The sequence below is a fragment of the Nostoc sp. FACHB-152 genome (genome assembly GCF_014697475.1).
Classification (GTDB): Bacteria; Cyanobacteriota; Cyanobacteriia; order Cyanobacteriales; family Nostocaceae; genus Nostoc_B.
On the sequence record NZ_JACJRV010000003.1, the window covers coordinates 24,501 to 47,380 of the forward strand.

20 protein-coding genes are annotated in these 22,880 nt (G+C 39.1%); 9 read left to right on the plus strand and 11 right to left on the minus strand.

Annotated features, from left to right (window positions below; all coding sequences use genetic code 11):
- The first annotated feature begins 283 nt into the window (after positions 1 to 283).
- The 3 genes from H6G76_RS03925 to H6G76_RS36870 all read left to right on the plus strand — a co-directional run bounded on the left by H6G76_RS03925 (position 284) and on the right by H6G76_RS36870 (position 5,941).
- Complete coding sequence (locus tag H6G76_RS03925) at positions 284 to 3,592, plus strand: GAF domain-containing protein (RefSeq protein WP_190695660.1); 3,309 nt, start codon at positions 284 to 286, stop codon at positions 3,590 to 3,592.
- Between the two features lie 60 nt (positions 3,593 to 3,652).
- Entirely contained in the window at positions 3,653 to 4,258 is a 606-nt protein-coding gene (locus H6G76_RS03930; protein WP_190695662.1) for a DNA-3-methyladenine glycosylase, read from the plus strand.
- A gap of 327 nt (positions 4,259 to 4,585) precedes the next feature.
- Positions 4,586 to 5,941, plus strand: a complete 1,356-nt coding sequence (locus H6G76_RS36870) for a tyrosinase family protein (protein WP_313934744.1) — start codon at positions 4,586 to 4,588, stop codon at positions 5,939 to 5,941.
- Between the two features lie 146 nt (positions 5,942 to 6,087).
- On the opposite strand, the gene H6G76_RS03940 is transcribed toward H6G76_RS36870, so the two are convergent.
- The 7 genes from H6G76_RS03940 to H6G76_RS03970 all read right to left on the minus strand — a co-directional run bounded on the left by H6G76_RS03940 (position 6,088) and on the right by H6G76_RS03970 (position 15,375).
- Positions 6,088 to 6,519 (minus strand): hypothetical protein, encoded by a 432-nt coding sequence (locus H6G76_RS03940; protein ID WP_190695664.1) that lies wholly within the window; start codon positions 6,517 to 6,519, stop codon positions 6,088 to 6,090.
- Positions 6,520 to 6,791: 272 nt separating this feature from the next.
- On the minus strand, positions 6,792 to 7,946 hold the full coding sequence (gene dnaN / locus H6G76_RS03945; protein WP_190695666.1) for a DNA polymerase III subunit beta: 1,155 nt from the start codon (positions 7,944 to 7,946) through the stop codon (positions 6,792 to 6,794).
- 131 nt (positions 7,947 to 8,077) lie between these two features.
- On the minus strand, positions 8,078 to 8,752 hold the full coding sequence (locus tag H6G76_RS03950; RefSeq protein ID WP_277883072.1) for an ABC transporter ATP-binding protein: 675 nt from the start codon (positions 8,750 to 8,752) through the stop codon (positions 8,078 to 8,080).
- Positions 8,753 to 8,855: 103 nt separating this feature from the next.
- Positions 8,856 to 10,136: an ABC transporter permease gene (locus tag H6G76_RS03955; protein WP_190695668.1), complete on the minus strand. Its 1,281-nt coding sequence runs from the start codon at positions 10,134 to 10,136 to the stop codon at positions 8,856 to 8,858.
- Positions 10,137 to 10,295: 159 nt separating this feature from the next.
- The gene (locus H6G76_RS03960) at positions 10,296 to 11,828 is read right to left on the minus strand and encodes an efflux RND transporter periplasmic adaptor subunit (protein WP_190695670.1); all 1,533 of its coding nucleotides are present in this window, start codon (positions 11,826 to 11,828) and stop codon (positions 10,296 to 10,298) included.
- An 887-nt stretch (positions 11,829 to 12,715) separates the two neighbouring features.
- Positions 12,716 to 13,234: a hypothetical protein gene (locus H6G76_RS03965; protein WP_190695671.1), complete on the minus strand. Its 519-nt coding sequence runs from the start codon at positions 13,232 to 13,234 to the stop codon at positions 12,716 to 12,718.
- Positions 13,235 to 13,557: 323 nt separating this feature from the next.
- Entirely contained in the window at positions 13,558 to 15,375 is a 1,818-nt protein-coding gene (locus H6G76_RS03970; RefSeq protein WP_190695673.1) for an ABC transporter ATP-binding protein, read from the minus strand.
- Positions 15,376 to 15,892: 517 nt separating this feature from the next.
- Between H6G76_RS03970 and H6G76_RS03975 the strand changes: the two genes are divergently transcribed.
- Positions 15,893 to 16,312, plus strand: a complete 420-nt coding sequence (locus H6G76_RS03975; protein ID WP_190695675.1) for a hypothetical protein — start codon at positions 15,893 to 15,895, stop codon at positions 16,310 to 16,312.
- A gap of 131 nt (positions 16,313 to 16,443) precedes the next feature.
- The gene (locus H6G76_RS03980) at positions 16,444 to 16,620 is read left to right on the plus strand and encodes a hypothetical protein (RefSeq protein WP_190695676.1); all 177 of its coding nucleotides are present in this window, start codon (positions 16,444 to 16,446) and stop codon (positions 16,618 to 16,620) included.
- Between the two features lie 138 nt (positions 16,621 to 16,758).
- Here H6G76_RS03980 and H6G76_RS03985 read toward each other — a convergent pair whose 3' ends face one another.
- Positions 16,759 to 17,022, minus strand: a complete 264-nt coding sequence (locus H6G76_RS03985) for a hypothetical protein (protein ID WP_190695678.1) — start codon at positions 17,020 to 17,022, stop codon at positions 16,759 to 16,761.
- Positions 17,023 to 17,415: 393 nt separating this feature from the next.
- Here H6G76_RS03985 and infC point away from each other — a divergent pair, with 393 nt between their 5' ends.
- Both infC and trxA read left to right on the plus strand, forming a co-directional pair.
- On the plus strand, positions 17,416 to 17,883 hold the full coding sequence (gene infC, locus H6G76_RS03990) for a translation initiation factor IF-3 (protein WP_313934748.1): 468 nt from the start codon (positions 17,416 to 17,418) through the stop codon (positions 17,881 to 17,883).
- A 200-nt stretch (positions 17,884 to 18,083) separates the two neighbouring features.
- On the plus strand, positions 18,084 to 18,410 hold the full coding sequence (gene trxA, locus H6G76_RS03995; RefSeq protein WP_190695680.1) for a thioredoxin: 327 nt from the start codon (positions 18,084 to 18,086) through the stop codon (positions 18,408 to 18,410).
- Between the two features lie 168 nt (positions 18,411 to 18,578).
- Here the strand turns inward: trxA and H6G76_RS04000 are convergent, their stop codons facing one another.
- From H6G76_RS04000 to H6G76_RS04010, 3 genes are all read right to left on the minus strand, one after another.
- Positions 18,579 to 18,869 carry a hypothetical protein gene (locus H6G76_RS04000; RefSeq protein ID WP_190695682.1) on the minus strand — a complete coding sequence of 97 codons (291 nt, stop codon included), beginning with the start codon at positions 18,867 to 18,869 and terminating at the stop codon, positions 18,579 to 18,581.
- 176 nt (positions 18,870 to 19,045) lie between these two features.
- Positions 19,046 to 19,351, minus strand: coding sequence for a P-II family nitrogen regulator (locus H6G76_RS04005; RefSeq protein WP_190695685.1), 306 nt, complete (start codon positions 19,349 to 19,351; stop codon positions 19,046 to 19,048).
- 166 nt (positions 19,352 to 19,517) lie between these two features.
- Positions 19,518 to 19,832, minus strand: coding sequence for an RNA-binding protein (locus H6G76_RS04010; protein ID WP_190695688.1), 315 nt, complete (start codon positions 19,830 to 19,832; stop codon positions 19,518 to 19,520).
- A 329-nt stretch (positions 19,833 to 20,161) separates the two neighbouring features.
- Here H6G76_RS04010 and H6G76_RS04015 point away from each other — a divergent pair, with 329 nt between their 5' ends.
- Both H6G76_RS04015 and H6G76_RS04020 read left to right on the plus strand, forming a co-directional pair.
- On the plus strand, positions 20,162 to 20,998 hold the full coding sequence (locus H6G76_RS04015) for an alpha/beta fold hydrolase (protein ID WP_190696425.1): 837 nt from the start codon (positions 20,162 to 20,164) through the stop codon (positions 20,996 to 20,998).
- 137 nt (positions 20,999 to 21,135) lie between these two features.
- Positions 21,136 to 22,833: a serine/threonine-protein kinase gene (locus H6G76_RS04020; protein WP_190695691.1), complete on the plus strand. Its 1,698-nt coding sequence runs from the start codon at positions 21,136 to 21,138 to the stop codon at positions 22,831 to 22,833.
- Positions 22,834 to 22,880 lie beyond the last annotated feature (47 nt).

The window sequence follows — 22,880 nt, forward strand, 5'->3', positions numbered from 1 at the left end:
AAGTAGAGATAAAAATTATGTATCTCTACTTTTACTTTTATATATATATTTAGCAATAATTTATTAAACTCTAATTCAATCCATGTTCATCAGAAAAACATACTTTTTCTGGAAACTATTTATAAAATAAATATCATAAAGATATGTAACAAAAACATGGGAGTGTTTACTATATTTTGACCGTGGTTTTACTGTGGACAAATAGAAGATGAAAATTAACAATAAATTTAGATTTATAATGTTTAGTTATTTATTTTTTTGAAAGTTATTAAATATAAAAGCAATGTCTCCAATAACTGATGTCGACTTGTGGATGAGACAAAATCAAGAAACTGTATTGCGGCGTATTACCAACCGGATTCGTCAAACATTAGAGTTAGAAGAAATAATTACGACGACAACAGCAGAAATCAGGACTTTACTCGGAACTGACCGAGTGATGATTTATAAATTTCATACCGATGGTAGCGGTGAAGTAGTGAGTGAGTCGATTGATGGAAATCGCTTACCTTCGCTATTAGGGCTAAATTTTCCATCTGATGATATTCCTCCCCATGCTCGTGAACTGTTTATTAAGTGTCGGGTACGTTCTGTAGTGAATTTGGAGACGCAACAGATCGGTCACAGTTCAGTCAACATCCTAGAAACAGGTGAAATTCAGGCAGAAAATATCCGTTACCGCCCCGTAGATCCTTGCCATGCTGAATATTTAACGGCAATGGGGGTGAAGTCTTCTGTAGTAGCACCAATTTTTCATCAAGATAAACTGTGGGGATTGCTAGTATCTCATAGTTGCGAAGCAAGTTCTATTTCAGAATCTGAGCTAGAACTCATGCAAATGGTGGTAGATCAATTATCAATAGCGATCGCCCAAAGCAATCTCCTCACCCAAGCCCGTGCGAAAGCAGAACGAGAAAGTCAAATTAACCGCATTGCCACGTTACTACATTCCCTACCGACAATTGTTCTCCAACCTGCATTAGAAGAAGCGGTTGCTGCTTTTAAAGGTTCTGGTGGCAGACTGTGTATCAGAAACGAAGCCTTTCATCCGCAAGATGGTAGGGTTAAGAGTCTAGCCGAATGTCTGATTCCGGGTAGTAATTGCATTAAAGTTTATACCTGTGGACAGCAACCACAAATTCCTCAAGAAACTATCTATCCCTTAATGGAGCAGTATAGTGTCTGGCAGGAGCATTATCAGTCAGGTAGATATGATGTTTGGGCGATCGCTGACATTTATCAAACCTCAAATTTGCGAACTTTACAACTAGCTTTTCAACCTACTAAAATTCGCAGCCTTCTGATGATCCCACTTCAATATCGTCAGCAGTTAGTAGGTTATTTAAGCATTTTCCGAGATGAAATAGACACAGAAACCTTGTGGGCTGGACGATTTGATAGCGATCGCCGTCAATTATATCCCCGTCTATCGTTTGATTTATGGCGAGAATCGAAAAAAGCTCAACCTCAGCAATGGCAAGAAGAAGAAATTCAATTAGCTAGAGAAATCTCTAAACACTTTGCCTCAGCGATTCAACAACATGAACTGTACCAACAGGTACAAGCTTTTAATCACAACTTAGAACATCAAGTTAAAAGACGAACAATTGAATTACAACGTACCTATGAACAACAACAATCAGTATTTGGGGTAATTGCCAAGATTCGTGAGTCTTTAAATACTCACACTATTTTTCAAATCACCACAAAAGAAGTGTGTCAGTTAGTAAAAGCAGATCGCGTTTCTGTTTACCGTTTTACACAAGATTGGGGTGGTGAATTTGTTGGAGACTTTGAGGCGGCTAGTCCCAATTGGACAAATGAAGCCAAAATTCGGATAAATACCATTTGGAATGACACTTACCTCCAAGACACCGAAGGAGGACGTTATCGCCACAATGAAACCTTTGCGGTAGATGACATCTACAAAATGGGGTTCACTCAGTGCCATTTAGAAAATTTAGAATTTTATCAAATTCATGCTTTTGTATTAGCTCCGATTTTCGTTGGGCAAAAGCTGTGGGGTCTACTTTGCACCTATCAACATTCCGGCCCCCGCGAATGGAAAGATTCAGAAGTTACCTTCCTCAGCCAAATTGCTGGTCAATTGGGGATAGCACTCCAACAAGCTCAGTTACTCATGCAAACTCAGCAGCAGGCTGCTGAATTGCGTAAAGCAGCAGAACAACAACAGATATTATTTGAAGTAGTAACCAAGTTGCGAGAATCTCTTGATTTAGAGACAATTTTTGCTGCAACTGCACGTGAGGTGCGCCGTATCTTGAATGCTGACCGAGTAGTGGTTTACCGTTTCGATTCTAATTCCGAACTGGATGATGGCGAAATAGTTTCAGAAGATATTTTGCCAGGGTTTATCTCGACTATCACATTAAAAATTAAAGATACCTGTTTTAAGCAGAAATATGTTGCCTTTCATCGCCAAGGACGGGTTCATGTCATTACTAACGTTAACAACTCTGGACTCAACCCTTGTTATTTGAAGATGCTGCAAGAAATTCAGGTCCAAGCTAATTTGGTTGTCCCCCTAGTTAAAGGTAATGAACTCTGGGGTTTGTTATGCATTCACCAGTGCGCCCAACCTCGTGAATGGCAAGCTTCAGAAATTCAATTTACAACTCAAGTGGCGGCGCAGCTTTCCGTAGCCGTAGAGCAAGCTGATTTACTGTTTCATAGCCAGCAGCAAGCACAACAGTTACAGGAAGCATTACATGAATTACAAACAACCCAAACTCAACTTATCCAAACTGAGAAAATGTCCTCATTGGGTCAGTTGGTAGCAGGTGTTGCTCATGAAATTAACAATCCGGTGAATTTCATTTACGGTAACCTGTCTCATGTTCGGGAATACACTGATGATTTACTCGCTATGCTGCATCTTTATCAGCAGCACTATCCTCGCCCTGACGCAGAAATTTGCGATCGCGCCGCAGAAATTGATTTAGAGTTTCTGACTGAAGATCTGCCAAAAATTCTGTCTTCTATGCACATTGGTGTAGAACGCATTCGTCAAATTGTCATGTCTTTGCGTAATTTCTCCCGCCTTGATGAAGCTGAAATGAAGGAGGTAAATATTCACGATGGCATTGATAGTACGCTGTTGATTTTACAGCACCGTTTGAAGTCAACAACTGGTGGTGCTAGCATTCAAGTAATCAAAGAATATGGTGATTTACCATTGGTTGAATGCTATGCCGGACAATTGAATCAAGTGTTTATGAATGTGTTAAGTAATGCTATTGATGCATTGGAAACTTATCAAAACTTACCATCACAAACTCACCAACATCAAATTACGATTCGGACTACTGCTGGCAAGTTGCATGGCAATGTGCCTAGCGTCATGATTTATATCAAAGATAATGGACTAGGAATATCAGAGTCTGTGAAATCACGCGTATTCGATCCATTTTTCACGACTAAACCAGTGGGTAAGGGTACAGGTTTGGGGCTATCTATTAGTTACCAAATTGTGGTAGAAAAGCATGGTGGAACATTTCAATGTCAGTCTCAGTTAGGTGAAGGTAGCGAATTTCTGATTGAAATTCCGGTTCAGCAAAGTATTCATACATAAAACTTCAATCAATTCTGAATTTCTGTAATCTTATAGTAGCTACAGTAAAGTACAGAAAAAGTGACTACGTGCATTGATGCTACTTGGTTGAGTCGCCCCTCAACCATAATCGCACCTGAACTTATCGGTTGTACTTTAGTACGGCAGATGTCAGATGGCAGTATTTTGCGAGGAATGATAGTAGAGACAGAAGCTTATGCACCTGATGATCCGGCAATGCACGCTTATCGTGGCCGGACTACACGTAATCAGGTGATGTTTGGTGTTGCTGGTAAGGCGTATGTGTACTTAATTTATGGGATGTATTACTGTCTAAACGTTGTCACTGACCGAGATGGAGTAGCTAGTGCTGTGCTTCTGCGCGCCCTTGAGTTAGATCAAGTACCCAATTGGGTTAACCATAAGGAAAAACTCAAACCTCATCGCATTGCTGCTGGGCCTGGTAAACTTTGCCGCGCCTTAAATATTGATTCGACGTTGAATGCAACACCCCTAGAGTTTGGTCAACCATTATGGCTAGAACACCGCCATCCTGAATTTCAACAGCAACTAGACCAAGGACATTTAACTTTAATTCAGACTACCCGCATTGGTTTAACTAAAGGGGTAGATTTGCCGTGGCGTTGGTATTTATTTCACAGCCCTGCTGTGTCTAAAAAAGGATGACGCATTCAGTCAAATTGAACTCTTAAATAATGAGCTTCATGATCCAAAAAGAAAATTTTATTTAACCTAAATTCGGGTTAAAGATATAAAGGTAGAATCTAGTCCATCTGAAGACTGGGTTTTTTAGGTTGATGACAATAAGCAATTAATCTGCAAAGAACCTCAACAAAGAAATTAACAGGGCTAGAAATCTTAATTAATGTATTAATTTTACACTGATATTTAAATATTTATGGGAGTATCAATGGTACACAAATTTTGACATCATAATATCAAGCTAAATTTGTGGGCAATAGTGAAAGAAACCTATGGCATGAGGTAAATATCGTGGCTAGAATTTTGGCAAGGTTCGCTAGCACCACCGAACGGACAAGATTTCCTTCAGCTAATTTTTTGAGCGCAGCTGCTATATCAGGAACAGCAGCAACAGCCACTGCTAGAACTACAACTACAACTTTTTACCGCAAAAATATCCTTAACTTAACAGCCGATGAACTGGCGAACTTGAGAGAAGCATTCATTAAAGTCTATGAAATCAGAGCGACTGATGACCGCAGTTACCAATATATAGCAGGTATTCATGGTTTACCCGCTCCTATTTATTGCGCCCACGGTAATCCTCTGTTTGCTGTGTGGCATCGTCCATACTTACTTATGCTGGAAAAATCTCTTCAAGAACAAGTTCCTGATGTAACAATTCCTTATTGGGACTGGACATCACCAACAACCCGACAGGAGGGAATACCCAAAGCTTATACTGATGAAAAGGATGAGTCGGGAAATGATAATTCTCTCCTCAAAGCGAGGATTGAGTTTTCAGGTTCAAATTTCCCAGAGACTTCCAGAGACCCAGGGCCACTCGAAACTTTTGATCGACTTGCTGAACTGGTTAAACAGGCACAACAAGTAGATACTACTTACTCTAGATATTCATCTGCGCTGGAAAGTCCACACAACGGTTTGCATGGTTGGGTTGGTGGGACTATGGGAATAGTCCCCTATTCTGCTTATGATCCCATTTTTTGGTCACACCACTGTAATGTAGATCGCCTCTTTGCAGAATGGCAGGCAGCACATCCAAATATTGTTCCCAAAGAAGAAGCCTTTAACGGAAGATCGATTTGGACAACTCCTCTCACACCTTTTGGCGTTACTACCGAAGACGTATGGGATATTAAAAAGCTGGGATATGAATATTTAACTGATGAAGCACCGCCAGCTGCATCTACTGTTGCTGAAAAATTTTCTGGTACTCCGGTGCTTGGTTTTTCGTTAGCATCTGTTGAACCAACTTTTGAAAAAGCCGAACTAGAATTCCAGAATCTGCTACATCCTCGATCTTCTTGTGAAATTCGAGTGTTCCTTAATCAACCCGATGCCAATGCCAACACTCCTACCACAGGAAATGAGCATTACGCAGGTTCTTTATTTTTATTTGGACATGGCGAATGTCCGGGTGAAGCAGGACACTGTGCGCCTGAGCGTGGCCCCATCGATCAGTTTGACATTCGTCGTCCTTCTCACGTTCAACCATTTAATACTTCTATAGACGTAACGGAGGCTATTCGCAAGCTAGCAGGAGCTGATGAAGTCAGCGTAAACTTGATTGCGACTGATCCTAAAGGAAATCAGTTAACCAGTCCGGGAACTGACTTTGAAGCAATTATGCTAACAACGCTTTAATACTTACTTTTTCCTTATTTTAAAAACAAAGCATACATGACATTTAATGACAGCATTCGGCTCTATTTATTTAGAAGATTGCCGAATGCTGTAACTTTTAATAAATGTTTTCCAACCATTTCAGCCAAATAGAATGTTAAAAGTGTTTAGTCTACTTCTAAAGTGATGTAACCAAATTGAAAATCAGGATTAGCTAGTTTATGCCCTTTTAAATCAACAGTAGCAAAAGAAATAACTATATCAGAGTCGCCAATAAATTGATGTAGTTTGTCAGTAATATCAATATAAAGCGTAAATGGAGATATATTTGATGCGCCAGGACTAAGATCGTAGTCATTGCCTATTATCTCACGATTCGAGATTTGCCGTCTTTGTTCTTCTACAGAGTAACCTTGACCATAAAAAAACAAAGAACCTGCATATATGCCTTCTCTCACAGTAGGTATATTGTTATTAGCATTAGGATGACTTAGGAAAACTTGAACCTCATAGGAATCATGAGTATGTAAGACGTTATGGAATACTAAATCTGCTTTTTTGTAGTCTGCTCTTACTTGTTGTATGGGAAGTATAATCATAGGAAAGCACCAACCTATGTAAGAAGAGGTTATTGTTATAAAAAACATTACAGTTAATACAATCAGGATGATTGTAGACCTGAAAGTACTTAAAATAGAAAACTTATATCTGATTCGTAAACAAAAGCTTAAGCTGCTATTCACTTTCCCATTATATGAATCAATGATGCATAAAACATTGCTTCATTCACCTCCATTTCCAATTATAGTTTTTAACAGATATCAATGAAAGAAATGCGATCGCATTTCCCTCAAAATGCTGCTACTGAGTTTTAACTACGTAGCTGTACAGGCATAGCTAAATAAGTCATTTTCAAACCTCCAATTGGTGTAAAAATCACTGGTGTGAGGTTTTGATTGATGTGCATCTGAATTTCTGAAGATGGCAAAGCTTTTAAGCCATCCATCAAATACTTGACGTTAAAAGCAATCTCTATATCTTCTCCAGAGATTTCAGCAGGTATTGACTCTCTACCGCTACCCATTTCTTGAGCTTCGCAAGATAATATCAATTCTTGAGTGGCGTTATCAATTGTGAGCTTGACTATATTATTCTTTTGATCTGCTAGTACAGAAATTCGTTCTAAAGTGCTGACAAATTGCTTTCTATCTACTGTTACTTGTCGCTCAAATTGGCGGGGAATCAGTTGTCGATAGGCGGGATATTGCCCTTCTAAGGTGCGGCTAGTTAAGCGTTGATTTTGTAAATCAAAAACCACTTGACCTTGATCTAAATATAAGGCGATCGCATCATCGGAATCAGCGTTATGAGCTATCATCCGCTCTAATTCTCGTAAAGCTTTGCTGGGTACTGTCACCTCTAATTGTCCACTTCCACCCAAAGGACGCTCGTTTGTAGTTTCTACTACTGCTAGGCGATGTCCATCCGTAGCACCAAATTCTAAGGTGTCTTGTTTCACACTCAGATGAACTCCGGTGAGGACTTGCTTAGTTTCATCAGCACTAGTGGCAAATAATGAACCCCGCAGTCCTTCAATTAAAGCGGCGGCGGTTAAATGAATTGGTTCAGCATTTTCAATTATGGGGAGTTCTGGGAATTCTTCGGCACTCATAGCGCGTAATTGATAATACCCGCTTTTTGGAGTGAGGGTAACAATTAAGCCTTCGCCTGTAGATGCAGCTGATGCTTCGTCATCTAAGGTAATTTCTCCTTCTGGCAGACGGGAGGTAATATCTACTAAGAGTTTAGCAGGCAGTGCGATCGCTCCACTTTGCCAGACTTCGGCGTTAAAGCTGGTGCGGATACCCAAACTCAAATCAAAGGCGGTTAAACTTACCTGGTTAGTTTCTGCATCCGCTTGCAACAGTATATTAGCTAAGACTGGGTGATTCGGTCGTGAAGGTACAGCACGGCTGACAAGTGAGAGGTTTGTACTAAGATCGCTTTGAGAGCAAAGTAATTTCATAGTGTAGAGGTTAGTGTTTTTTACTCAGAATCATAAGCTACTATATTTTTTGCTTTGCGATCGCATTACTTTTAAGGCAATAGACAATAGGCAATAGGCAATAGGGGAATAAGAGCAGAAATTGTGTTTTTTTATAACTTGACTATTAAGCCATCTTGTACGCGAATAATTCTTTTAGTTTGAGCAGCAATATCTGGCTCATGGGTAACAATAACAATTGTGATTCCTTGCTCATTTAATTCTGTCAATAAATTCATGACTTCAGAAGAAGTTTCTGTATCTAAAGCACCTGTTGGTTCATCTGCTAAAACTAATGCAGGTCGATTAACTAAAGCACGTGCGATCGCAACTCTTTGTTGTTGTCCTCCAGACAGTTGACTGGGACGGTTGAGAATGCGATCGCTTAAGCCCACTCTTACTAAAGCATCCAATGCTCTTTGCCGACGTTTATTTTTAGGTAAGTTAGCATAAACCATTGGTAACATAACATTTTCTAACGCTGTTGACCGAGGTAGTAAGTTAAATTGCTGAAAAACAAAGCCGATTCTTTGGTTGCGGATATAAGCTAATTCATCATCATTAAAAGTAGTTAGATTTCTCCCTTCAAAAATATAGCTACCATTTGTAGGTCTATCCAAACACCCTAAGATATTCATCAACGTCGATTTACCTGAACCAGAAGCCCCCATAATTGACACATACTCACCCTCTTCAATTGCTAGATGAATTCCCTTCAGAATCGGAACCTTCATTTCTCCTAATTGGTAAGTCTTGGTAATAGATTCCATCCAAATCATGTTTGTCATTTTCTGACATCCTGCCTGATTACAAAGCCCCGTTGGGGCGGGTGTGGGGTGTAGGGTGTGTCTCTTTACCCACACCCTACACCCTGCGCGAAACGCTTGAAATTTAGTCGCTACGTAAAGCAGTAATTGGGTCTAATTGAGCAGCGTTGCGTGCAGGAATAACGCCTGCCACTAAACCAACAAATAACGACAATCCAAAACCAACAATTACTGATAAAATAGAAATTACAAAGGGAAATTTTAAAATATTAGCGGCGACCAAAGCAATTACAATACCGCTACCAATACCAATACCACCACCCACAATAGAAATCACGATCGCCTCAGCTAAAAATTGATTCAGAATTGCTGAATTAGTTGCACCGACAGCTTTACGAATCCCGATTTCGCGTGTGCGTTCCACTACAGAAACTAGCATAATATTGGCGATCCCAATTCCGCCGACGACTAAAGAAATACCGGCGATCGCTACTACCATAACTGTAAACAAACCTACGACATTAGTGAAGGTATTAACAATGTCAGCTTGGTTAGTAATCCGAAAATCATCTATTTGTGGGGGATAAATCTCGTGACGCAAACGTAATATATTAGTAACTTGAAACTGAGCCGCTTCTAACTGTTCTTGATTACTAGCTTTGATTAAAATTCCACTTACAGAAACACCTGTTAAAGCATTATTTCCTACTAATCTCCCCGACATACTAGTCAGGGGAATAAAAATTTGGTCATCTCGATCAAATGGCCCCTGCGCGCCTTTAGGTTCTGTGACTCCAATCACTTCATAAGTTTCTCCCTGAATGCGGATTTGCTCACCGATGACTTGGGTACTATTTCCAAACAGTGTTTTTTTGACTGTCGGCCCAATCACCGCAACTTGTTTGGCAGAATCTAATTCGTCTTGATTAAAAAATCGTCCTTCTTGAGGATAAGTATTTCTGGCTTCTGGATAATTTAAATCTGTACCGTAGATTGTGGTTGACGTATTTTCTGGGCCATAAACTACCTGAGCATTGCGTTGAAGATAGGCGGAAACTAGCTGTGCTGATGGTGCTTGTTGGGCTATGGCTTTGGCATCTTCCCAAGTTAAGGTACTAGTAGAACCTAAACCTTGACGAACATTGCTACTTCTGGGCGCACCTGCCAAAATTTGCAGCACATCTGTACCTAATGCTTGTATTTGTTGTTCAACGCTCTTTTGCACCCCTTGACCAACAGAAGTAATGGCAATAACAGAGGCAATCCCAATAATCACCCCTAACATAGTAAGTCCTGTGCGTAATTTATTACTCCACAGTGTTTCTACCGCCATCGAAAATATTTCTGTCAATGGCACTGTACGCTTACTCTGAGTTTTTTTAAGTTTATATAAACCCTGAATCATACTAATTTTAAATTTAAAGCATTGATATCTAAAGCTTTGAACTTTACTAGTTCTGTCACAGCAACTTTGCCGAGTTCATAGTCAGAAAATAAAATTCTTTCCCCCCGCTCCCCTGCTCCCCTGCGCCTCTGCCCCCCGGTATTTTGAGTTGACACAGCACTAGGGAGCATTACCACCACGACGGCCACCCCCTACACCTGGGAATACGCCCCCGCGTGGTGTTGATTGTGGTCTTGACCCTGGCGGAAAACTCAGTAAGACTTTCTCATTGCCTGTTAATCCAGACTTAACTTCAGTAAAGTTATTTACAGTCATGCCAGTCTGAATGCGAGTGAATTTCGGTTGTTCATCTGCTCCTAAAACAAATACGCCTGTAGCATTTTCGCGGCGGACGACTGAGGCTGTAGGTACAACTAGGGCATTTTCTAACTCACCAACTTGAAATTTTACATCTACATTCATTCCCGATCGCAGTAGAGTTTGAGGGTCTGACAGGGATGCTTTCACCTGAAAACTGGTAACGTTTTGCTCGACAGTAGCTTGAGCCGCAATTTGAATAACTTTCCCTTGAAAGACTCTTCCTGGATAAGCATCAGCTTTAATAGTCACTGGTTGACCAATACGAATTTTAGAAATATTTGATTCTGATACATTGGCAACAACTTGATTTGTCGAAGCTAAAGCCAAAATAGAAGAAGAAGTTGCGGAAGAAACAGAACTACCAGAAGTCGTTGGCGTAACGAAAGCCCCAGGATCAGAGAATTTTTGCGTGACAACACCAGCAAAAGGTGCGCGAAGTATTGTGTCATTAATTTGAGCTTGGATATTTTGCAGTGAGCCACGTGCAGATATTACTTGGGCGCGAGCGACTTCAATATCTTCGCTACGGGTTCCGGCTTTGAGTAACTCTAAAGCTTGTTGTCTTTGTTTGACTGTCGCCCTGGCTTGTTGAATATCTTCTGGGCGTGAACCTGCTTGTTGTAGTGACAATGCTTGCTGTGCTTCATTCACTTGCGCTTGGGCAGTGTCACGCGCTGACCGTGATTGGTTAACTGCTTGCAGCGCGATCGCTCCAGAGCTATATAATTGCTGATTGCGACGTAAATCGTCTTCTGCTTGCTGGAGTGTCGCCTGTGCGCTTCTTAAACGTGCTTGAGCTTGACCTATATCTTGAGGGCGATTTCCTACTTCTACCTTCCGCAGATTTGCTTGCGCTTCTTCTAGTTGTGCTTGTGCTTGGGCTATATCTTGAGAGCGATTTCCGGCTTGTGCTTTTTGCAGATTTGCCTCGGCTTGTGCTAGTTGTCCTTGTGCTTGAGTTAGATTGCCTCGCAGATTGGAATCATCCATGTAAGCTAGAATCTGCCCTTGTTTGACAACATCTCCTTCTTTAACTAGGAGTCTTTTCAGTATGCCTGAAGTTTTCGGACTGACGTTAATTGTACGCTCAGGCTTAATTGTGCCATTGGCAGAAACAGCGATCGCTAAATTTTGTCTTGTTACAGGCTGTGTTAAAATTCTTCGTCTAGCTTCTTGACGAGGCGCAACTGTTACTTGGTAATAAATTGCATAGCCAATTCCACCTAACAGACCAAAGATAAGTAACCACGAAAACCACCGATACTGGCGTTTCTTTGGCTGTTCTGGAACTATAACTGATGAATCTACAGTCTGTGATGTATCAATTTTCATAACCATGTCTATTATCAAAAAGGGCTACCGAGCTAGTTAGTCTGGGCTAAAACTTTAGCTTGGTAGCTCAGACTTTTAATTTCTTCATTTTCTTTAATCGTTATATGGGACTCACATTTAATTTTTGAAAAAATCAGTTCATTTCTGCCTGCCTTCTTGCCTATTGCCTCTCTACACAACTATGTTCACTAATCAAACTTGATTCCTAAAGTAACTATATAAATTGAGGTAATTTTGCCCAATGATTAATGGCTATATTTTCACCATTAATCCATTCGTAAGTTTGGATATATAATTTGCTCTTTTTTGCTATCCATCCTTCGATAGACTTTTTTTTGTAATAACAGGGGCGAAGAATAGATTTAAATAAATTCGTATCCAAAATAGGCATTGTACGATTTTTGGGCGACATCATCTAGCAATCCTATTTGATTTACAGACTACTTGTGAGAGCAGACAATCGGCAATAGATTTTTTGGATATTATTTATGACTTATCAATTGACTCATAAATAATAAAATTTTATAATCTCATATTGACAATGTTAGAATTAAAAAAATCATAACAATAATTTTAAACTAAATAGTTTAAACTTTTAGTATGACTAAAGTCACTAGTACTTACTAATTAATATATGACGAAAGTCACTAAGAGATAATTTATAAAGTAAACCTTAAATTGTAGGGTGCGTTATAGCAACGCTTAACGCACATAAAAAGATAGTGCGTTACGGCTAATTCTGGTTCTCTTAAGTTCCGAAATCTTTGCATAGTCATAACAAACCCTACTTTTATAAATGCTCACTCAGCAATTTAGTGATATAAATTCAGATGCTAATCCAGGAAACATATCAACAGCTTTTGTCTAATGTATCCTGGCTTTGAAAGCTATCTATCTACAATTAAAAGCGGTACTTTGGCAACTTCAGCTAATATTTCAGCATATTCCAGCAAGATGTGTCTGACTTGATTTAGTTCTGCTCTTAATTCTTGATTTCTCTCCCATAATTGTTCATGTTCAACAGGCGATGTATCTTTGGTTTTTCTGCTTTCGTAGTCTAATAATAAAGGATGCCATTTCGCTAAAACTGGGCGTAAAACTGTGTTGAGAACTGCTATTGCTAAATAACCAAAAGATATTTCGCTATCATCTTTGCATCGAGCTATAGAAGCACCATATTTTTTTAATATTTCTCTAGTAGTGGAGAAAACTGAATAAAGAGAAGACAAAGCTTCTCTTAATAAACCTTCATCGGGCTTAAGTTCTATAATAGATATACGTGTTATTAACTCTACATAAAGTTCCCAAGCCGCCTTTTCTTCGGTTTCATCAGGCTCCCAAGAACCTTCAACTTCGCCTATAAAAGGTAGCTTAATTTTAACTTTGATATTTTTACTAATAGGCATAATCTTTTACTCCTACTTTTTAATGTAAGATTGTCAATTTAGTCAGTCACTCTATATAAAGCAATCCTAAATCATTCATGAGAAATTTAGAACTAGTTGGGCGAATAGAATTCGCTACTACACAAACAAAGTCCACCTACATAGACTTAATAAAATAATCCGCGCTGGCGGGTTTTGTCTGTATAGCCGAGCCAGTACGTTGCGGAGGTTCCCTCGGTTGTAGCAACTGTCGTCGGCAAAGCCGACTCCCTGACTGGCGTGCAATTTATAATCGCCAGGGCGGGATAAAATGTGACTTTTTGTTTTGATGTCAGGACACGACATTACTGATAACCAGCCGCCTGCAAGAGAAATAATCTGGCATATAGTCCGCCAGTTTGCAGCAATTCCTCATGAGTTCCCTGTTCTATGACTTCGCCGTTTTCAATCACTACGATTTTGTCAGCCATTCTGACAGTTGAAAAACGGTGAGAAATCAAGAACACCATTTGATGTTGCGTCAGGGTACGAAAATGATTAAAAATTTCAAACTCAGCTTGAGCATCGATCGCAGATGTCGGCTCATCTAGGACTAGAATATCTGCATGGCTACGCATAAAAGCACGGGCTAAGGCGATTTTTTGCCACTGTCCACCAGATAGTTCCTGTCCGCCTTTGAACCAACGACCTAGTTGTGTCTGAAAACTTTGAGGTAATCTTTCAATAAAAGTTTGGGCTAAACCTTTTTGGGCAGCGATTTGCCAGCGATGTTTATCTTCTAAATTGTGAACATCGCCAACACCGATATTCTCTCCGACGGTAAATTGATAACGAACAAAGTTCTGAAAGATTACGCCAATACGTCGCCGCAATACATCGACATCCCACTCTTGCAAGTCCAAGCCATCTAATAAAATTCTGCCTGAGTCTGGGGTATAAAGTCGGGTGAGGAGTTTAATTAAGGTAGTTTTACCGGAACCGTTTTCACCGACAATTGCCAGTTTTTCACCAGGTTTGAGATGCAGAGAAATATTTTTTAAAGCGGGTTTAGAACTACCAGGATAAGTAAAAGATATATTCTCAAACCGGATACCATCTTGGGGATCTAAACCTTTGGTAGCGTCACCCCAAGCTTTGGTAACTTTCTCTTCTAAAAAGTCGTATAGGTTGGATAAATACAGGTTGTCTTCATACATTCCCCCAATGGAAGTCAAGGCGTTAGAGAAAGTGGACTGTCCTTGACGGAAGACGGTGAGATACATCGTCATATCGCCTAAGGAAATTCTAGCCGCCACGGCTTCTAGAACAATCCAAGCGTAGGCGATGTAAAAGGCAAAAGTACTTACCAAACTCAAAAGATAACCCCACATTCCCCGCCGCAGCGTTAAGTCTCTGTCTTCGCCGTAGAGTTGCTCAAATACATTGCGGTAACGTCCTAACAGCATCTCTCCCAACTGGTAGAGTTTGACTTCTGTAACAAAGTCTTCTCGCGCCAACAGATTTTCGATGTAGTGCTGTTGACGGGTTTCGGGCGCACGCCAGCTAAATAGGCGAAAGGCTTCGCCAGCAAATCTAGTTTCGGCAATGAATGCAGGCATAGCTGCTACTATCAAAACTATCGCTGCCCAAATTGAGAATTTAATTAGCAAAATGCCGTAAGTGACGAGAGATAGGGCATTTTGTACCAAGCCAAAAGTGCGGTTAACCAAAGACAGGGGACGCACAGATGCTTCGCGCCTAGCATTAGTTAATTTGTCGTAAAATTCTGAGTCTTCAAACTGGCGTAGGTCTAGGGTGAGTGCTTTTTCTAGGATGAGAACATTTACCCGTTGACCAAGTAGCACCCTAAGTAGAGATTGACAAACGAGTAGCCCTCGCTGACTTGCAGCTAATAAAGCAACTGCGATCGCCTCTAAACCTACATACAATAAAGGATGATAACTAGTGGTCAAATTACCACCAGCCGCAGCGACAACTGCATCTACAATCAGCTTACCAATATAGGCGATCGCAGCTGGTAAAAGCCCCGCTACTAAAGTTAAAACTGCCAAAATTATCGTTAAAGTGCGGCTGGTAGTCCACACCAAATTTATCGCCCGTCCACTATAGCGGAATACGGACAGTGATTGTCGCAGAGTGTTTCGTGTCTTTCTTATCCCCATTAATTATTTTTATAGCGTAAAAACACGCGCATGGTACGGAAGGGAGCAAAAGAAGTAATTTATTAATTGGTACTTGCAAAGACTATAGCAATCCTAAATCATTCGTGAATGACAAGATCCCCGAATTCTTATAGAAGTCGGGGATTTGAATCTCACTATTTTCATAAATCAAATAGGATTGCCATACACTACTGTTTCGTCTTTTTACCAAGCTAAAGAATAAATAATTAGCTTAGGTATTAGATAAATTGTATAAAATATTAAACTTTTCTTCTATCCTACAAACAATCGCTACAACTAACTCTCAGGTCTTCTTTTATAGCTTATGTTCTCTACTTACGTCCGTAATTTAAAAAATAAAAGTAGACGGTTATACAATCTATAAGCCAGGGTTAAAGAGATATTTTGTAGTGTAGTTGAATGTCGTGTTAAGGTAGAAGATAACGAAGAACAATAGAAATAAAATAAGATACAAAGATCCGATTGTTATTAGTTAACTATGTGATGTTATATATTTATGGAATCTAATAAGTACAAAATTGAGTACAAGTTTCATTCAATCACTATTGAAGAAGAATCATTAAGCAAAAAAGCTTATTATTATAAGATTTCTGGCGAGTTGTGTCATAACAGCGGATTTGTTAATTCCATTTCTGAAGCAGAACAAGAAGCCAAAGATAAAATTGACGAAAAGTTTAATCTGATAGATAAAAAAGCTGCCTTACACAGATATTGCGTAATGCGTGATTTTGAAAGCTTTGTTGAGTTGCTAAATCAGCAAAAGGAAATTTCTCAAGAAATTGTTTATCAAGTAGCTTCCCAACTAGCTTTAGCTTCAACTTTAAAATACTTTACAAAAGAACCTCTAAAGATTGATGTCAATGGCTTAGGCTCAGTAGATGTTAGTGGAGTGAGCAACACAGATAATTTGCAATAAGATAATTTTTTGGCAGAAAATTCTAGTGCCAGTTAAATATTGGCTATTTTAAACTTAGTAATTAGTGAGGGGAAATAAATATCTAAATTTGCACGTGGAACCAAAAGATTACATAACAACAGCTAAGAAAGATGACAGAAGATAAAGAATTAGTGCTAGGTCACATAAGTCTGGATGTCAAGAAACTGATAAAAATGTATGCTGATGTTAACAATTGTACACAAATTGAAATGCTAGAGCGCATTGTTTTGGAGTGGAACGCACAACAGAGCGGCAGCGAACGACCGCCAGGTGACGAAGATGAGTAACTTTTTTATGTAAACTTTAACGTAACGGGATAAGAGGAGCAATTGTATACAAACTGGTATTTTTACAGCATTGTTAGTAAAAGAATTACCAACCGCAGATGCGATCGCTCCTAAAATTATTGATACCTTTATTCTCATCTATCTTAATTCAACATTCTGCTCAAAAACCAAGATACAATCGTTTACCGTTTTTTTGTATTGAAAGCCATAATCAAGCAAAGCTTGCTTTAAAATTTCTACTTCTGGTTCTGTTAGAGTGTTGGTATTGGATTCTATCTCAATAGCTTCCTTGTTAACGGTAAAACTAAAACAATTTTTAAATTGCTCATAATCCCAATTCAATTTTCTAGCTACATTTAACTCGATAGCAGCTAATGTATTAGCAAAATTAGGCTCAAGCATAATTATATTCCTTATAGTGTCTTATATATTCTAACGATTAAAAAAAGAAAAGTCTGAAATAAAGATTAATGAATAATTTAAGCTAATTGCAAAATATTTGACATTAAAAATCAACCAACTTCTTACTTAACTTTCAAAAAAGTAACGAAGTAGGACTTTATAGTTAATAAATAGATAATACTTTGATGTGTGGTAGCTCTATCTCAAATTTAAAATTAAATTGAGCAATAATAAGAAAAATAACGGATTTGCGCCATCTCTGGTAACAACCGTCAGGATTTTCTGCCAGATGACCGACGAAGGATAGATCGCACTGTGCTACCTTAGTAATACTTGCAAGTAAAAGTGTTGAATAACTGAGAGGAAAGAATTATCGTAGTCCAAAAACAACTAATTAACTCGCAAATCAAGTCACCTCAAGTCTACTTGATTGACCATGAGAATAACAATCGTGGTTTGATAGACACCTATGAAGCTCTACAACTCGCTGAGAGCTTAGAACTTGACTTGGTTGTAGTCTCCCAAAACCAAGATATTCCAGTAGCAAAAATCCTTAACTACGGCAAGCTTCAATATCAAAAGAAAAAGCGCCAGGGACAGAGTTCTAGATCCACTGTGAAAGAAGTTCGCTTTCGTCCAAATGTAGGCACGGGCGATTATAATTTACGTATTAATCAGGCGCTTCAATGGTTGAATAAAGGCGATTCAGTAAAATTTGCTATTCGTTTACGAGGTCGAGAAAACCAATATCGCCAGCAAGCTGGCGATATGCTTGACCGCATAGTGGCTGATTTGGGACAAGTAGGTAAAGTGCAGTCGCTAGATAAACGCTCACTCATCGTCCAAATTATGCCTGCTTAAAATATTCTCAGCACTCTATGCTTTGCATAGAGTGCTTGTCTCTCGCTTCAAAAGATGATTTTACTTAGAAATAAAAATTATTAACTAGTTTGTGATAATGTGTGTGTGCTGAAAAAGCGATCCTTTCAGTGCAGAAGACAGTGTAGCTTTTATAGCTATCTATTTCGTGCAATTTTAATTTGATAGCGGAAAATAAAATAATGTCTACCGACACAGTTCCTTACATCCAAGAAAGCGAATTTGATACTTTCTTAAGTGAAGAAAAAGTTTTTGTTGTTGATTTTACTGCTAGTTGGTGTGGCCCTTGTCGCCTCATCAGTCCATTAATGGAGCAGCTGGCTAATGAATACAAAGGCCGCGCTAAGGTAGTGAAGGTTGACGTAGACAACAACAAGCCAATATTCAAAAAATTTGGGCTTCGTAGCATTCCAGCAGTATTAATTTTCAAAGATGGTGAATTGGCAGAAAAAATTATTGGAGTTTCTGCCTATGAGCAGTTTAGTAGTGCTGTTGAAAAGGTGCTTTAGCTGTAACATAACTCCTAATGTGCAAGTAATACACGGAAAAATCAAATTTCCATGTATTACTAGAAAGGATCAAGTTAAAATCTAAATATTACTCTGGTTAAGAGTTAATCCAGATTTTCTTGATGTGAGCGTTTTGCTATAAAGCTGACCGAATACTTACATTTACTCTTATGGAGAAGTAATCATCCTACTTTCTTGGAGACTGGTGACACAAAAATTAATATGGGAGCGGATAGCTCGCTCATAAACTGCCGTTTGCTGTGTGCGTATGCCTACAGCCTGATATATCAATTTAATTTCGGGAAATTCGCTCCAATACATCAAAAAAACGTCTTTAGCAGGAGTAGTAATTTCATAATTATTCTCTTGCTTTTTCTTTCTCAACTTACAATTATTTAGTTGTAATTTGTGTCTAAATAATTTCTCAAATTCTGGAATTATATTTGAAGTAGTTTCCATACTAGATACACCTGAGAATGGGTTATTAGGGTAAAGATTATAGTGTGATGTCACTAAGTATGACACTGACGCTACATGATATTAGAGGTAGTCATATCAAAGTTTGCAATTACGTTAAACGTAATGAGATGTGCTAAAATAATATGCCTTTTAAACTTTATTAGCCAAAAAATTCATCAATAGAAAGCTTCTATATTGTGTCGAAAAGCAATTAAGGCGTGTTTACCGCGTTCCTCTTTTAGCGCATCAAGAATTGCATCAGATACTTCCAATGAAACTATTATCTTAATTTCAATATTAGTGTTGTAGCCGGCTAAGTCTGCCAAGCGTCTTCCGTGACCGCCTTCACCCTGCACTTGGCTAATGGTGTAGCCGCTGACATCATAGGTTTTGAGCAGCTTAACAATACGGTCTTTTAGCACCGTTTCACCAATGATGGTGATTAAAACGGCAGATTCTAGGGGAGTGCCTAATTCTAACATGAAAAACTCCAGAGATTTTGTTTTGGCTGAGAAGGTTTAAGTTTTCGCTACTCAGCCCAGATTCTGTATTAAAAAAGCTCAAGCATTTCTGCCTGAGCCGGTACTAAATGCAATTAATGTACTTCCTGGATTAATGGATTAGCTTCAAGAGCTAAATTGGTAAAGCTTAGTAGCGGCTACGACCGCCGTAGCTGCTTCTACCACCGCCACCACCACCGCCACCAAAAGAACTTCTATTTTCTTTTGGTTTAGCTTTATTAACTTTAAGGTCACGTCCCATCCACTCAGCACCATCAAGTGCTTCAATTGCAGCAGTTTCTTCTGCATCTGTACCCATTTCCACAAAACCAAAACCGCGTAAACGGCCTGTTTCACGGTCGGTAGGTAGCTGAATTCGTTTTACAGAACCATATTCTGCAAAAACTGCATTCAGGCTATCTTCTGTAACTTCATAAGAAAGATTGCCTACATAAACTGACATAGATTCTCTCCGAACTCAAAAAGGTGTAGAGATTTAAGTTTCGGAGAAAAGTCTGTAAATACCAAAAGGAAAAAGCCCGTCAATACTAAAAACAAACGCGGTCGCCGAATTAACTCTCACTTACTAGTATGGCATAGCCAGCAATGATCACGTTAAAGTTGCACAAACCGTTATATAAAGTTATATAAGCAATTTATACCTAAGTATAAATTATTAAGATGCGATGTGGTGGCTATTCTTACGCCAGTATTAGTACTACCTTTGGTTGGTTAAGGCTTTCGCAGTACTATATAAGCACCCAGCTAACGCTCCAAAAATAGATTTACATGATGCCTGTACGTCAAACCTTAGCTAAATCTGATATTCAACTGTCTTATTTAGAGTGGAATCAAGGTCAAGAACCTTTGCTGTTACTACATGGGTTAGGCGACCATGCCCTTGTTTGGTCTAGCTTGGGAGAATATTTGGCCACAGATTACCATATAGTTGCGCCAGATATGCGGGGTCATGGTGAGAGCAGCAAGCCAGAGAATGATTATAGCTTTGAAAGTGCGATCGCGGATCTCGAAACCCTGATGGATAAATTGGGATGGTCATCAGCCCATGTTGTTAGTCATTCGTGGACAGGTAAATTATCTGTTATCTGGGCTAGAGAACATCCCCAACGGGTGCGGAGTATGGTTCTGGTTGACCCCATTTTCATCTGGAAAATGCCCGAATTTCTGAAAGCGACATTTCCAGTTTTGTATCGCTTCTTATCTTTTCTCAAAGGGATGGGGCCATTTGCTAGTTATGAAGAAGCCGAACAAGTAGCTCGTCAATTAAATCAATATCAAGGCTGGAATGAATTACAACAGCAAGTGTTTAAAACTGGAATTGAACAAAAACCCGATGGTAGTTGGGGTAGCAAGTTCACCATAGCCGCCCGTGATGGCATTTTTGAAGATGTGATGCGCGTACCGGGCTTTACCATCCCTATCGATACACCCGCCTTGTTCGTCAAGTCAGATAAAGGACTCAACCGCCAAGAATGGCAACTGAAACCTTACAAAACCAATCTCAAAAATTTACGCTTGTGTCAAGTTCCCGGAAACCATTGGCCTTTTTTGACCCAACCTGAGACATTTAACCGGACTGTGGCTGCATTCTTAGCAGAATGTAAATGAGTCAAGAGTCAATGGTCATTTGTCAATGGTTGATAGTTAAAAGCATCTGGACTGTTGACTGTTGAACGCCAGTTGCTTTAAGTCGGGAAACCCGCCCAACGCACTGGCTCCTGTTGACTGTTAACTGTTAACTGACCATGAGTTTTTGTATAAATCCAGTTTGTTCCAAACCCGACAATCAAGCTAACGAAAAAAACCGCTTCTGTCAAAGTTGTGGTTCAGCGTTGGAATTACCAGGACGTTATCGCGTTATAGGATTGTTGAGTGACAAAACTGGTTTTGGTAAAGTCTATGAAGCGTTTACACAAAACAGGGCAAAAATCCTCAAGGTACTGCGAGAAGATTTATCAACTGATGCAGAAGCAGTAGCAATTTTCCGGCGAGAAGTTGCTGTGTTAGAACAACTGCATCATCCTGGTATTCCTAAAGTCGATGGTTATTTCCAGTATCAAACGCGCAATGGTTTGGTGTTGCACTGCATTGTCATGGAAAAAATTGACGGCTTGGACTTAGAACAGTGGATGAACCAGCAGCAATATCGTCCCATTTCTCAAACCCAAGCTATTGCATGGTTGCAACAATTGGCTGAAATTTTAAATTTGGTGCATCACAAGCAATGTCTGCATCAAGATATCAAACCATCCAATATTCTGCTTCGCCCTAATGGGCAATTAGTATTAGTTGACTTTAGCATATCAAAAGAAGTTTCCCAGCAGTATCTTGCCCAATTTAGTAATAATGATGGCATGACCTCAATTATTTCATCGGGCTACGGTACGCTAGAACAAATGAAAGGTCAAGCTGTACCACAATCAGATTTTTTTGCTTTAGGACGCACATTTGTCTTTTTGCTGACAGGGCGACATCCTTTAGATATGTATGATGCCCGTAACAACTTGTTGCATTGGCGAAATTTTGCAAATCATGTTTCAGCATCTTTGTTAGATTTAATTGATTGGTTGATGGCAACGAATGTAGAAAAACGTCCAAATAATGCCCAAGAAATATTGCTACGGTTGGGAGAAATTGAACAACAACAAACTAAGCTGAATGTAGAAGATAATGCTCAAATAGCACCGCCTTTACCAACAATTGCTAAAACTGAAATCGGACAGAAATTACCGTTACTTGCCTTATTCGCCGCATTGGGCGTATCATTGGGGTTGCTTGGTATCATGGCTTTGGGAATGCGATCGCCTCAACTTTCTTTTCTAGTCATGCATACACAATCCCCTAAAACCAGGGGTAAAATTGATTTTTTTACTTATCAAGAAGGCAGAGATAGTCAGGGTAAAACTGCGGAATTTAGTATTGCTATTTTATCTAATGAATACAAATGGCTATTAAATAGTAATTTTCAAATTAAGCATAACGATAAAATCGTTAGTCTTGATTTTTTAAAATTAAATTTAGAACAACAAGGAATACAGCAAATGATGGAATATCCTACAGATATAATTTCTGTAGGTTTAGCGTCTTGTGAAGGGAATATAGCAGTTGCACAACGTCTTGGTTTAGAACGTGCCAAGCAAATACAACTTTTAGCTAAAAAATTATTTAGCAATACCTCCAGCATTAAACGTTATCGCTTATTAAATTTAGGAAAATTTCAGAAAAGTAACTGTCAACCTAATCAAGATTTAACTGCTTATCAAAGTAGTGTGATAATTATTGGTGTGAGAAAAAAATCTAAGGGCGTAATTTTAGATGAAGCTTTACGAGATAGATTAGTAAATAAACCATTCGCAGATTTTAAATTAGAAGATTATTCTTTAGGTTCAAGTGATAAATTTACAACTATAGCGCAACCTATTTTCATACCTGTGAAGAGATAAATAATACTTTAACCATGTTATCCCAGTAACTGTATAAAATATTGAAA

Coding starts and splice junctions, on each gene's coding strand:
- H6G76_RS03925 (WP_190695660.1), top strand. CDS start 284: ATGTCTCCAATAACTGATGTCGACTTGTGGATGAGACAAAATCAAGAA.
- H6G76_RS03940 (WP_190695664.1), bottom strand. CDS start 6,519: ATGATTATACTTCCCATACAACAAGTAAGAGCAGACTACAAAAAAGCA.
- dnaN (WP_190695666.1), bottom strand. CDS start 7,946: ATGAAATTACTTTGCTCTCAAAGCGATCTTAGTACAAACCTCTCACTT.
- H6G76_RS03950 (WP_277883072.1), bottom strand. CDS start 8,752: ATGACAAACATGATTTGGATGGAATCTATTACCAAGACTTACCAATTA.
- H6G76_RS03955 (WP_190695668.1), bottom strand. CDS start 10,136: ATGATTCAGGGTTTATATAAACTTAAAAAAACTCAGAGTAAGCGTACA.
- H6G76_RS03960 (WP_190695670.1), bottom strand. CDS start 11,828: ATGAAAATTGATACATCACAGACTGTAGATTCATCAGTTATAGTTCCA.
- H6G76_RS03965 (WP_190695671.1), bottom strand. CDS start 13,234: ATGCCTATTAGTAAAAATATCAAAGTTAAAATTAAGCTACCTTTTATA.
- H6G76_RS03970 (WP_190695673.1), bottom strand. CDS start 15,375: ATGGGGATAAGAAAGACACGAAACACTCTGCGACAATCACTGTCCGTA.
- H6G76_RS03975 (WP_190695675.1), top strand. CDS start 15,893: ATGGAATCTAATAAGTACAAAATTGAGTACAAGTTTCATTCAATCACT.
- H6G76_RS03980 (WP_190695676.1), top strand. CDS start 16,444: ATGACAGAAGATAAAGAATTAGTGCTAGGTCACATAAGTCTGGATGTC.
- H6G76_RS03985 (WP_190695678.1), bottom strand. CDS start 17,022: ATGCTTGAGCCTAATTTTGCTAATACATTAGCTGCTATCGAGTTAAAT.
- trxA (WP_190695680.1), top strand. CDS start 18,084: ATGTCTACCGACACAGTTCCTTACATCCAAGAAAGCGAATTTGATACT.
- H6G76_RS04000 (WP_190695682.1), bottom strand. CDS start 18,869: ATGGAAACTACTTCAAATATAATTCCAGAATTTGAGAAATTATTTAGA.
- H6G76_RS04005 (WP_190695685.1), bottom strand. CDS start 19,351: ATGTTAGAATTAGGCACTCCCCTAGAATCTGCCGTTTTAATCACCATC.
- H6G76_RS04010 (WP_190695688.1), bottom strand. CDS start 19,832: ATGTCAGTTTATGTAGGCAATCTTTCTTATGAAGTTACAGAAGATAGC.
- H6G76_RS04015 (WP_190696425.1), top strand. CDS start 20,162: ATGCCTGTACGTCAAACCTTAGCTAAATCTGATATTCAACTGTCTTAT.
- H6G76_RS04020 (WP_190695691.1), top strand. CDS start 21,136: ATGAGTTTTTGTATAAATCCAGTTTGTTCCAAACCCGACAATCAAGCT.